The sequence below is a fragment of the Shewanella sp. P1-14-1 genome (assembly GCF_001401775.1).
In the GTDB taxonomy this organism is placed as follows: domain Bacteria; phylum Pseudomonadota; class Gammaproteobacteria; order Enterobacterales; family Shewanellaceae; genus Shewanella; species Shewanella japonica.
The window spans coordinates 72,668-84,618 of sequence record NZ_LKTL01000012.1 but is presented as its reverse complement, the minus strand read 5'-3'; the positions used below and the strand labels follow the sequence as shown (position 1 = coordinate 84,618).

Here is an 11,951-nt window from a genome sequence, read left to right as displayed (position 1 = left end):
TAAAACCGTTTGGCTTGTATGCGAGCAAATAAGAAAATTAAAAGCACTTTGAGTTATTCAAAGTGCTTTTTTATGTCGTTTTAAAAGGTTAAATCTTTATTGTTAATTTGGTAAGTCATTTAAGGTTTGCAGAAAAAGGGCACTAAATGGCGCCAGGCGAGCTTTTTTTGCCTTAGCACTTAGGCCATTTTCGATGATGACAAAAGCATATTGTTTACCATTACTCGCAGTGATATAACCCGCTAAATTCTCAACCCCCATCATAGTCCCTGTTTTTGCTTGAACCACATTTTTTAGCGGTGGCTGATTATAATAAGCTTTGTGTTTTAAAGTGCCAGAGCGACCTGATACAGGTAATAACTGCTCAATATACTGAGTGTCTTTATCTTGTTTTATGAACTGCAATAAGGACATCATTTGTTGTGCGGTCAATAAGTTATAGCGAGATAAACCCGAGCCGTCAGTTATATTGGCTTCAATGAACGGGAGACCAATCTCTAGCATGATACTTTCAATCGCTCTTGCGCCTAGAGTAAAGCTATCACTGCGAGCAGATTGAGTAATATCATCATGGTGATTAACTTTATGCTTTTTTTGATGGAAATAGCTTAGGCCAATTTGTTTTAATAAACTATCAGCGATTAAATTATCTGATTTTTGCAACATGATTTTAAGTAAATCAGGTAGAGGCTTTGAATAATGGGTTGCGATTACTGTTTGTGTAGTCGGGGCATTTTCGGCCGTTTTGACCTCAGTAAACTGGATGCCTTTTTGGGTTAATAAATCACTGATGACCTGTTGGCTATATAATTTAGGGTCATTGACTGCGATAGCGAGTCTGATTGGTTTCTTCCCTGGATAACAACCCTCTATTTTATAATGGTTGCCGTCAAAGCGTTGCATGTGTAATTCACAAAAATGCATTTGCGCATCTTTTACCGGAATTGTTGGATCAAACTCTGCTGTCGTTTTGATGTTTATAGGGTAAATCGATTTAACTTTAACAGTTGAACGTTCTTCAGTTGGGCTTAATGTCGCTTTGGCACAGTTTCTATCAATAATAAAATTTGATACTGGCGCCGCATAACAAATACCTAAATCGTCCCATGCCCAACCAGGTGCTCTGGTTTGATTTGATGCATGAGCAATCAAGGTTACATCACCTGAGATCTGGCTGATTTTTAATTCAGTGAGTTGGTTGATTAACGTCGTTAAGTGGGCGCGTTTTAAGGTTGGATCACCTTGAAAGTGCAGATACAGATTCCCATTTAATGTGCCATCATTGATAGCGCCATCATAGGTAAGGCTTGTTTCATATTGAAAAGTTTTGCCTAACTGATTACTTGCAGCAACGGCAGTGATTACCTTTTGAATGCTGGCAGGTAACATTAATGTTTGATCATTAATGCGATACACAGTTTTACCATTAGATACATCCCAAATATTCACGGCAATTTGAGATTGCGCAGGACTAATGATTTTCATCATGTTATCGATGTACTCATTAGCTTTGACAGGTAAACTCAAGCCAAGTAAGAGTATCATTGGCGTTGGCTTGAAGGAGGTTAGCCAAGATTTTTTTATAAAAGACATAAGCAGCTAAGGAAGGTTGTGTTATCGATAAAATACGCCATTTAGCTTAGGTTTACACCTAATGAATCTATAATCAGTTAAAATTTCGATTTTTTTAACCTTTGATACCTGTAAATACTTGCGTTATTTCGTGAGAAATTCGTTAGGTTTTATTCTTAATTGTATTAATTGCCTCTCATAAACTAACCAAACAGTTGTTTGAATGCAGAAAAACCTTGCCCCGCAGCCTATTAGTAGGTAATTTCTATTTCCAAATATTTTGTTAATTAGTTTTTACGACGCGTTATATTTACAAACAGAATGAGTACCACATCAATACGTTTAGTACTTCTTTAAAGAACTACTTTCTGTATTAGGTATTCGTAAAATTGCGCGTACGTTTGCTCAATGAAGTCATTGAGGAACATTTAAGGAGGTTGCCTTGCTGGATAAGCTAGGTGGTATCGCATTACAAGCGGATTCATTAAAATGGTTGCTAGAACCGCTTCAGTTTAAAACTGAGTTATTATCACGTATTGCGACGGCAAAGAATGCCATTTATATCGCAGCCCTCTATCTTGAAGATGATGAGGCTGGCCGTGAAGTTTTAACTGCGTTACTTGCTGCCAAAGCAGCAAACCCCGATTTAGACATTGTCGTGTTAGTTGATTATCACCGCGCTCGCCGTGGACTTATTGGTCATAAAGGTGATAGTGGCAATTATATTATGTACCGAAAAGCTATGTTAGAGGCTGAGGTACCGTTCGATATCCTTGGGGTACCTGTAAAATCTCGCGAATTTATGGGGGTTCTGCACCTTAAAGGTTTTATTATCGATGATGCCGTAATTTTTAGTGGCGCCAGTATCAATAATATTTACTTCCAACAGTTTGAAAAATATCGTTTCGATCGCTATCACTTAATTGAGTCTGCTGAGTTAGCTCGAAGCATGCGTCAATATATTCATCAGTTCTTAGTCAGCGATCCCGCTGTATGTTCATTAACTCAAGATAAAGACGTTGAGCAATGTCCTGAGAAAAATGATGTTCGTACTTTTAAAGTGCGTTTAGGTCGTTCTAAATATGAATTTGAAAGCACACGTATTGGTAACCGGGTTACACCGCTAGTTGGCTTGGGCCGAAAAAAGAATAAGTTAAATGAGGTAGTAGTAAAGCTTGTTGACGAATCACAAGAGTCACTATTCATTTGTACGCCTTACTTTAATCCGCCGAATGCATTGGTTAGGGCACTTACTCGCCATTTAAGAAATGGCAAAAGTATTGATATTGTTGTCGGTGATAAAACGGCAAATGACTTTTATATTCCGCCAGAAAAAGAATTTTCAACCATTGGCGCGCTTCCGTATATGTATGAGCAATCATTACGAAAGTTTGTTAAACGCCAACAATGGGCAGTTGAAAGTGGTCAACTACGCATACACCTTTGGAAAAATGGTATTAATAGTTACCATTTAAAAGGGATAAGTGCTGATGGTAAAAAGCATCTGATTACTGGTTCAAATTTAAACCCAAGAGCTTGGGCGTTAGATTTAGAAAACGGTCTGTTGTTGCATGATGAATCTGGCGCTTGGAAAGAAAAGTTTGAGCAAGAACAAGACTATATTCTGACGCATACTGAAAAGCTGTTCCATTATAGCCAAATTGAAACGTTACAGAAGTATCCTGTTCCTGTGAAAAAAATTATGACTAGAATTAAGCGGCTTAAAGCGGATTTCTTGCTTCGCAGAATACTTTAGTTCTAAGTTTATAATTCATCACCTTCGGGTGATGAATTATTTTAACAGCATTAATCGCGTGTTATAATCTGAATTAAGCCATAATGGCTATGTGATTGCTGTCCGTTATTCATTTCCAAATACTAGCTGACATCATCATGATGCTATAGTCATTTTCAAAGAGAGCCTTGCATGTTGGCGTTACCTAAAGAGCAGCAACATGCTGTTCATCGTCTTTATCAATATCGTAAATCCATTTCAACTAAACCTTTTGCAGCAAGAGGCAAAAAGTTAGTCCGCTGCCCATGGTGTTTATTAGGCGAACTTTTTTGCACTTGCTTGCATAGAGAGTATCTTAAAACGTCTGCTAACTTCATGTTGATAATGTACGATGATGAAGTACTAAAACCTACCAATAGTGGCAGGCTAATAGCTGATCTTGTTCCTAATACCAGTGCTTTTCTGTGGTCTCGTACTGAGCCGAGTAAGCAGATGGTCGATATGATAAATGATCCTAAATATCAACCTATGCTGATATTTCCAGAACAGTATGCCCAAGAGGGTCAGCCAGTGATTGAACATATTAATCAACTGAACTGCTCGACTGAGAATCCTCATATCATCCCGCAGGCTAACCATGGTTCATCTGCTCCAAAGATACCTCTATTGATTTTATTAGATGGTAGCTGGCGCCAAGCAATTAAAATGTTCAAAAAAAGCCCGTACCTTCATAAACTGCCATTGTTATCTTTCACACCGGAAACGTTAGCCACTTATGAGTTAAGAAAAGGCAGCCATGATTTTCAATTATCTACTGCAGAAGTTGCTGCATTAGCATTTCACGCAATTGATGAACCATTACAAGGCTTGGCTTTGTCAGCATGGTTTGATTTATTCGTTGAATCATCTTTGCTTGGGCGTAATCGCCGACTTAAAGAAGATATCGTTCCAATTCAGCACTATATTGATAACTTTAAACAGGCTATGATTAACGCCAATCAGCTATAAATTTATGATTGTTATTTTTCATAAATGTTATAAGAATTCTTGTTTACGCATAGGATGCGACGCTCAACATGTTTGATAATAAATTAATCGTGCTGTATCGCCTTGAGCCAGGATGCTTAGGGCCAGATGGAATAGAGCACATCGACACGTTCTGCCAACTAGCACAACAAACATTAGCGAATTTAGATACAGAAACATGCCAATGGTTTCTTGAACCGCGATTTGATAAAAAGCGCGATGAAATGGCTTATTGTTTAGCCAATAAGATGTTAACTCGTGCACAAGCCGCAAAGTATCTTCATCGTTTCGGACAAGATTTAGAGCTTGTACAGGAAACGTTTGAAGATAAATTAACATTATTAATCAACCAGTATATTGCTCGAAAATCATAACAGTTTGACTGTTTTTCTTCTTTTTCCATAAGGTATTCAAATGAATCCTATGCATGACTCAACTCAAGTTTTACAAGCCGCTGATAGTGAATTTCTACATCAGCAACTTAAACAACAATTTGGGTTTGATGGATTTCGTGAAGGACAACAAGCTATTATTGAACATATCCTTTTAGGACGTTCCTCTCTAGCTATTTTCCCTACTGGCTCTGGTAAATCTTTGTGTTATCAATTTAGTGCCTTACAGCTAGCTAACGTTACTTTGGTTATCTCACCTTTATTAGCATTAATGAAAGATCAAATTGCTTTCCTCAAGGATAAAGGGATCAATGCCGCCAGTATTGATTCGAGTCAGAGTTACGATCAAAGTCAGCAAGTGATGCGAGACGTTCGAAGTGGCCACACTAAAATTTTAATGGTATCAGTTGAACGATTCAAAAATGAACGTTTTAGACAATTTCTCGCTTCTATTCAGATTTCTTTATTAGTGGTCGATGAGGCGCACTGTATTTCTGAGTGGGGTCATAATTTTCGACCTGACTACTTAAAAATACCGGTTTACTGTCAATCCTTTGCTATCCCTCAGGTATTGTTACTTACCGCTACGGCAACGGCTAAAGTCAAACAAGATATTGCTCAACACTTTGCTATTTCAGCAGAGCAAATTGTACAGACGGGGTTTTATCGACCCAATCTTGATATCAGTGTTAAGGCAACATTAGAACAAGATAAAAACATCGAATTATTGAATACCATTCACCATCATCAAGGTGCTGGGATTATTTATGTGACGTTGCAAAAAACGGCAGAAGATGTGGCGCAGTATCTTCGTTCACAGGGAGTTAATTGTACTGCATATCATGCAGGGTTAGATGCTGAAATCCGCCATCGGATCCAACAGCAATTTATGACAGGTCAAATCCCGATTATTGTTGCGACAATCGCATTTGGTATGGGAATAGACAAAAGCGATATTCGATTTGTCATTCACTACGATTTGCCTAAGTCTATTGAAAATTACAGCCAAGAGATTGGGCGAGCAGGACGAGATGGCCAGCTGTCTCATTGTGTCACTTTAGCCAACAAAGATGGTTTGAATACCATAGAGAATTTTGTTTATGGCGACACGCCTGAAGCTAGTGCAATACAAAAGCTTATCCAACATATTAGTCAAGAAACTGATAATGGTCAGTGGGAAATGCAAGAGTCTGCTATTTCAACCAGTACCAATATAAAGCTTTTACCGTTAAAGACCTTGCTTGTACAACTTGAGTTGGCGAATGTGTTAAAACCTAGCTTTGCTTACTTTGCTGAATTTAAATATCAATTTGTTCAAGATAAAGCGGCTGTCTTAGCGCAGTTTGATGAATCAAGACAAGCATTTTTAACTCAAATCTTTGCCCATACTCACTTTAAAAAAATATGGGGCCAGTTAAACTTTGACTCACTTTATCAAGAGTTTGGTGCTGAAAGACAACGAGTTGTAGCTGCATTAGATTATTTGGCTGACAAGCAGATGATTCTTCTTGAAACTAAAAAAATTACCCAAGTTTTTGAAGTTAACAGCAGTAGGCTAGTTCAAGCAGATCTTGTTGCTCAACTCTCTCAATATTTTCAAAGCAATGAAGTAAAAGAAATCTCACGTCTTAATCAGTTGTTAGATTTTTTCGAATCAAAGACGTGTATCACAGCTCGTTTGAACCATTATTTTGATGATAATAGATCCCCGCAGCAGTGTGGACATTGTAGCGTTTGTCGTGGTGAAGTCGCGATTTTGCCGCAAAAAAGTCATATAGCGTTAAATCAGTTAGCGAACGTTGAGCAGTATCTATCTGAATTTGTGTCGCATATGAACGCAAAAGGGCACTCAAGTATCTCTACTGCTGTAAAAGCTAAATTTCTTGCTGGTATGACATTGCCAATATTCGCTCGTATACGAGTGAAACAATTACCAGGATTTGGCTATTGTGGCGAGTATCGTTATCAAGAAATCATTCAACTTATTGAAGAGCGTCGTTAATCTTAAAAGAAGCCAATATGAAAAATAAAGTCGTTGATGGTTTACTCAAAAAACACGAACAATTAAATCACCTAGAGGGGGTAAAAGTTGTTTCGCACACCCAACGCGATAAAGACGAATGGGTGTTACATACTTTAATGATTGACGGTTATGATGTGGCTTTCACTTTTAAGCGACCTAAAAAATATAAGTCGCTAAAAGATCAATTCGTTAGTTTAACGTATTATAAAGAAGAAAAGATGCTTGCAGGTTTTTCGATTGAAGTGATGCAAGTTGTTCGTGTCAAACGATTTTAACAACATAGCATCGTAGCCTGTTATACAGCTCCTGACTTAAAACTTATATAACGCTAAGCTTATATAAATTAAAGTTACCATCACAGAGTCGATTACTGCCCTGAAAATTGATAAGTGTCATTAACTTGCCAAACTCGATAACGCAGTTCAGCACCTTCAGGTAAATAGAATACCTTTGGTAGTCTGCTGTCATAATCAATCATCAAACTTTTGCCCATAGTGACGAATTTCATGGTTTTAGGATCTGGGCACATCATCATAGTTGTTGGACCGTCCGTGAGTTGCTCAACGCTATAATATTGATAACCCCAACCTTGTAAGCTAATTTTGTCTAATTTGCCTGATAAATGATGGCTATTACAATCTACCAGCTTATTTTGGCCGATTTGTATTTCAATTTTATAGTCTGTTTCATTCTCCAGCGTGTCCAAAGACAGTATGTGTTGTACTTGATTAGCTGAAGGTTTAGGAAACATTTTTGCGGCGTCAACCTCTTGGTAATTGTCTTGATTATATTTATAGGTGGTTATCATTTGTGGTTTCTCAAATTGATTTGGTACAGGACTTGTTGCAGCTGCCGAGAAAGTCAGGGCTGTTAATAAACTGAGTGCAGAAAGTTTAGTTAGACTTTTTAATTTAGTATTCAGAATATTTTTCATATGGATTCTCACCTCTAAAATGCTAATGTAATACGATAGATTGATTCGACTGTTATTGATATAAACGGATGCTTTTTGAAAAAGGGTTTTATTTTTTCTAATTTTTTTCAATAACGTTTCACTCTCTGCTTTTTATAATGTTATGGTTGAATAAATAGTCTTAATTTTCAATATCTTTTATGTTGGATTAGGCTGTTAAGTATGATATTAATTTTATTAATATGCAGCATATAGCGTCATAATAAAGCGCACTTGCTAGGATGTCGGTTCACATTTATGTATGTAAGACACTAATGACATAGGATGTTAAATTGAATACTAACCTTGAAAACTCAGCGCAAATTTTACGCATGGCTGTTCCACAAATGTCAGCGTTAAATATTCCTGTTACGCCTGAAAACTATGCCATTTGGTATCAATATTATGCTGAAACCAATCTCAGTTTAAAACGCGCTATTGACGGTTTATTGGCTAACGAAGTTGAGTTTACTGCGTCAGTGAATCAAGGTCTTTACAATAATTTTATTCAAGAGCAATCTCCAGAGGTGATTGAGAATGTTCAGATAGAAACTCAAATCTTAATTAACAGCTTGCTGAATAAAATGGGACAAATCTCAACAGGCACAGATGACTTTTCTACTCACTTATCTGAGTTCAGTCATGAATTACAGTCTGAACCTACGCCACAATTACTCAATACATTAGTGAATAACATCAGTGCTGAAGTCGAAAAGGTCGTTAGCTTAAATCATTCAATGAAAGAAGACTTAGCAACCTTAGGTGATGAATTAACTCAATTAAAAATGGACATGGATAATTTAAGCAAGGTGGCGATGACAGATGAGTTAACCTCATTAAATAACCGTCGTGCTTATGAAATATTTTCAACTGAGCAAGTGAGCTTATTTACTCAAAGCCAAATTCCATGTTGTTTGTTAATGGTAGATATTGACCACTTTAAGACTTTTAATGATACGCACGGACACTTAGTTGGTGACAAGGTATTGGCTTTTGTTGGCTTTGCTTTAAAGCAATCCGTTAAAGGAAATGACTTTGTTGCACGTTACGGCGGGGAAGAGTTTGTGGTTATGCTTCCTAACACTGAATTTAAAGATGCGATGACAGTAGCAGAGAGTATCCGTGAACGTATTGCTATGAGGCAGCTCACCATAGGAAAAGAAAACAAACAGCAGTTAGGCCATATTACCGTGTCTATCGGTCTTGCTAATATTCAACCCGGTGATGACTCAGAAACGTTATTAAAACGTGCAGATGACATGCTTTATCAAGCTAAGTCATCAGGAAGGAATTGTGTAAAAGGTTAACTGTATGCAGGCGTTTAAGCCGTATTCTTTTAACAAGTTTTCGGCAGTTTCTAAGCGATTATTTTGCTATCACTAGCGATCTATTGCGATCAACTAGTGATAGTCGGCCTTTACTTGGTTATAAACAGACAAGAGCAATGCGCTAACTGGTATATCGCCCAGTTTTTATTGGCTTCTATGTTTTATCATTTTCAGGCTTAAGTGCCATATGCATTTTTATTAAATGCTCCTCCATATCAAAAGACACGGTAAAGCCTAGGTTTTTCGCTAAATTCGCCATACTGCGATTTTCAAACATTGTAAAACCAGCAAGGACAGGGGTATCTGAATCCTTGTAATAATTCACTAGTTTTTCAAGTAATAATCTGCCAAGACCAATACCTTGATAGTCGCCTCTGACGGCCATAGCAAACTCTGCTTCTGTATTATCAGGATCCGTTGATGCTCTAACGGCCCCCAAGGTGATTGATTCTCCATTTTCATCCATTGCGGTTGCAATAAAGGCCATTTCTCGAGCGTAATCGATTTGAGTTAGCACAGCCATTTCTTCATGGGTCATACGTGAGCGCACCCCAAAGTAACGTTTATAGCGGTCTTCGTCACTTAATGAGTTATCAAAGGCTAAATGCTTTGGTTCATCCTCTGGTAATATTGGTCTTAGCATGACCTCTTGACCATTTTTTAGTATCGCGGTTTGTTCAAGCTCTTTAGGGTAAGGCATGATGGCTAAACGTGTTTTTGGATCAATATCCATACTATTTAGCTTCATGTTTACATCAAGTAAGGTAATGGTTTCACCTGCCGCTAATACAGGGTTCAAATCCAGTGAAGCGATTTCTGGGCAATCAATGATTAAATGTGAAATTTGCGTAAGCATGACACATAGTGCATGCATATCTAGACCGAGCGGAAGATGCCGATCACGCAGTTTATTGGTTTTTAACGCCTGAATAACCATATAACGAGCGAGTGTCATATTTAAAGGTGGTAGGGCAACTGCGGCATCACGGGTGGGATCCCACTCGGAGCCTCCTTCACCTAAACAAATAGCAGGGCCAAAAACGGGGTCATTGATCACTGACACTCTGACTTCTTGTGCGCCTGCTGTCAGTGCCATTTTCTGCACTATCATGCCATCAATTTTGGCATCAGGATTGATTTCTTTAACACGGCTAACGATAGACTGCGCTGCTTGACGGACCTCATCATCGTTAGTTAGGTTTAGCATGACACCATGAACATCTGACTTATACATGAGATCCGGTGACTGTACTTTCAATGCCACTGGATAACCCACGTCATTGGCTAATTTGACGGCTGATTCAGCATTGTCAGCAAAACAGGTTTTAATGGTGTTAAGCCCATAAGCTTTTAAAATATCGCGTGTTTCATGGGTTTCTAATATGAATCTTTGCTCTTGCTGCGCCTTTTGCAGTAATCCACGAGCCACATTAACATTTGCAGGAATATTATCAGGAATAGATTGAGGTACCTCTTGGAGTAATCGTTGGTTACGACGATACTCAACCATATGCATAAAGGCTTTCACTGCGCCTTCAGGTGTTCGATAAGTTGGAATTCCCGCTTTATTAAAGATCTTTCTTGCCACATAGGCAGAGTCTTCACCACTCCAGTTAGTTAAGATGTTTAATTTATTGCGGTTTGTATGATTGCTGATTGTTGTTACTAAACTTTGTGCTATTTCATCGCTTTCTTCTAATGCAGACGGAGAATGTAGTACTAAAATAGCATCCATTTCTTGACTATCCATCAAGACTTCTAACACCTGAGTGTACCGCTTGCTATTGGCATCGCCAACAATATCTATGGGGTTTTGGCCTGACCATGTTGTGGGTAATAATGTGTTCAGCTTATCGACTGTTTCAGGCGATAGCTTGGCAAGCTTGCCACCTTTAATAATTAACTCATCTGCAGCAAGGACTGCAGGTCCTCCGCCATTACTGATGATCGCAACACGCTCACCTTTAAGCGGGGTTGAATGAGCCAAGCTTTCAACTGCGGCAAATAATTCAATTAAGTCATTTACTCTTAACATACCCGCACGTCTAAACGCGGCTTCATATACAGCATCATTGCCTCCCATGCCTCCAGTATGAAGCATGGCTGCTTTTATGCCTTCTTGGCTGCGTCCTGACTTAATCACAAATATTGGTTTATTACGTGCAGCGGCTCGCGCCGCGGAAAGAAAGTGTCTTTTTTCACTGATAGAGTCGATATAGAGCATGATGGCACTGGTACGGCTATCTCGTCCTAGATAATCGAGTAATTCGTCAAAATCAATATCTGTCGCATCACCAAGGGAGATAAATGATGAAAAGCCAATATCTTTATTGTTGGCCCAATCCAGTACAGTGGTACATATTGCAGCGGACTGAGAGACAAAGGCTATTTTACCTTTTTTAGCACCACTGTGGGCTAAACTTGCATTTAACCCTATTGTAGGGATGATCATACCTAGGCTATTTGAGCCTAATATACGCATGCCAAACCGTTTCGCATTTTGTAATGTGACTGAAAGTAAGCTTTCGCCATTTTCATCATATTCATCAGCCATGCCAGAAGCCATGATGATGACGACTTTACAGCCGAATTGGGCTAAGGTTTCAACGATATTAGGTACTCTGCTTGCCCTAGTACAGATAATGGCAAGATCAGGTTTTATCGGTAAGGATTCAATATTAGGGTAAGCCAAAACGCCCATAACAGCGTCATATTTTGGGGTGACAGGCATTATCGGCCCAGAAAAACCGCTTCCGAGTAAGTTTTTCATTAATACTCGACCAGCACGTTTTTCGGTATTGGAGGCACCTATGACAGCGATTGATTTAGGCTTAAACAAGGTGTGAATACTTCGTTGACTCATATTGCCTCACTATCGAATTTATTGGCTAACGTAACCCTAAAGCTGAATGGCGATTAGGCG

At 38.5% G+C, this 11,951-nt stretch carries 9 protein-coding genes; 6 read left to right on the top strand and 3 right to left on the bottom strand.

From position 1 onward, the window contains the following. Nucleotides 1-102: 102 nt before the first annotated feature. Complete coding sequence (gene dacB, locus AN944_RS10480; RefSeq protein ID WP_055024562.1) at nt 103-1,545, bottom strand: D-alanyl-D-alanine carboxypeptidase/D-alanyl-D-alanine-endopeptidase; 1,443 nt, start codon at nt 1,543-1,545, stop codon at nt 103-105. A 469-nt stretch (nt 1,546-2,014) separates the two neighbouring features. Here dacB and pssA point away from each other — a divergent pair, with 469 nt between their 5' ends. The 5 genes from pssA (at nt 2,015) to AN944_RS10455 (ending at nt 7,023) form a co-directional block, all read left to right on the top strand. Next, nucleotides 2,015-3,328 carry a CDP-diacylglycerol--serine O-phosphatidyltransferase gene (pssA, locus tag AN944_RS10475; protein ID WP_055024561.1) on the top strand — a complete coding sequence of 438 codons (1,314 nt, stop codon included), beginning with the start codon at nt 2,015-2,017 and terminating at the stop codon, nt 3,326-3,328. A gap of 171 nt (nt 3,329-3,499) precedes the next feature. Continuing rightward, entirely contained in the window at nt 3,500-4,315 is an 816-nt protein-coding gene (locus AN944_RS10470) for a tRNA-uridine aminocarboxypropyltransferase (protein WP_055024560.1), read from the top strand. 68 nt (nt 4,316-4,383) lie between these two features. Further along, a complete protein-coding gene (locus AN944_RS10465; RefSeq protein ID WP_055024559.1) occupies nt 4,384-4,707 on the top strand; it encodes a hypothetical protein in 324 nt (107 codons plus the stop codon). Nucleotides 4,708-4,756: 49 nt separating this feature from the next. Then, nucleotides 4,757-6,727, top strand: coding sequence for an ATP-dependent DNA helicase RecQ (locus AN944_RS10460; RefSeq protein ID WP_055024618.1), 1,971 nt, complete (start codon nt 4,757-4,759; stop codon nt 6,725-6,727). A gap of 17 nt (nt 6,728-6,744) precedes the next feature. Next, nucleotides 6,745-7,023 carry a hypothetical protein gene (locus AN944_RS10455; protein ID WP_055024558.1) on the top strand — a complete coding sequence of 93 codons (279 nt, stop codon included), beginning with the start codon at nt 6,745-6,747 and terminating at the stop codon, nt 7,021-7,023. Nucleotides 7,024-7,115: 92 nt separating this feature from the next. Here the strand turns inward: AN944_RS10455 and eco are convergent, their stop codons facing one another. After that, nucleotides 7,116-7,682 carry a serine protease inhibitor ecotin gene (gene eco, locus AN944_RS10450; protein ID WP_055024557.1) on the bottom strand — a complete coding sequence of 189 codons (567 nt, stop codon included), beginning with the start codon at nt 7,680-7,682 and terminating at the stop codon, nt 7,116-7,118. Between the two features lie 350 nt (nt 7,683-8,032). Between eco and AN944_RS10445 the strand changes: the two genes are divergently transcribed. Further along, nucleotides 8,033-9,007: a GGDEF domain-containing protein gene (locus AN944_RS10445; protein WP_055024617.1), complete on the top strand. Its 975-nt coding sequence runs from the start codon at nt 8,033-8,035 to the stop codon at nt 9,005-9,007. A gap of 175 nt (nt 9,008-9,182) precedes the next feature. On the opposite strand, the gene AN944_RS10440 is transcribed toward AN944_RS10445, so the two are convergent. Continuing rightward, complete coding sequence (locus AN944_RS10440; RefSeq protein ID WP_055024556.1) at nt 9,183-11,891, bottom strand: bifunctional acetate--CoA ligase family protein/GNAT family N-acetyltransferase; 2,709 nt, start codon at nt 11,889-11,891, stop codon at nt 9,183-9,185. Nucleotides 11,892-11,951 lie beyond the last annotated feature (60 nt).

Excerpts from the sequence above, each read along its gene's own strand:
- dacB (WP_055024562.1), bottom strand. The coding sequence starts at position 1,545 with ATGATACTCTTACTTGGCTTGAGTTTACCTGTCAAAGCTAATGAGTAC.
- AN944_RS10470 (WP_055024560.1), top strand. The coding sequence starts at position 3,500 with ATGTTGGCGTTACCTAAAGAGCAGCAACATGCTGTTCATCGTCTTTAT.
- AN944_RS10465 (WP_055024559.1), top strand. The coding sequence starts at position 4,384 with ATGTTTGATAATAAATTAATCGTGCTGTATCGCCTTGAGCCAGGATGC.
- AN944_RS10460 (WP_055024618.1), top strand. The coding sequence starts at position 4,757 with ATGCATGACTCAACTCAAGTTTTACAAGCCGCTGATAGTGAATTTCTA.
- AN944_RS10455 (WP_055024558.1), top strand. The coding sequence starts at position 6,745 with ATGAAAAATAAAGTCGTTGATGGTTTACTCAAAAAACACGAACAATTA.
- eco (WP_055024557.1), bottom strand. The coding sequence starts at position 7,682 with ATGAAAAATATTCTGAATACTAAATTAAAAAGTCTAACTAAACTTTCT.
- AN944_RS10445 (WP_055024617.1), top strand. The coding sequence starts at position 8,033 with ATGGCTGTTCCACAAATGTCAGCGTTAAATATTCCTGTTACGCCTGAA.
- AN944_RS10440 (WP_055024556.1), bottom strand. The coding sequence starts at position 11,891 with ATGAGTCAACGAAGTATTCACACCTTGTTTAAGCCTAAATCAATCGCT.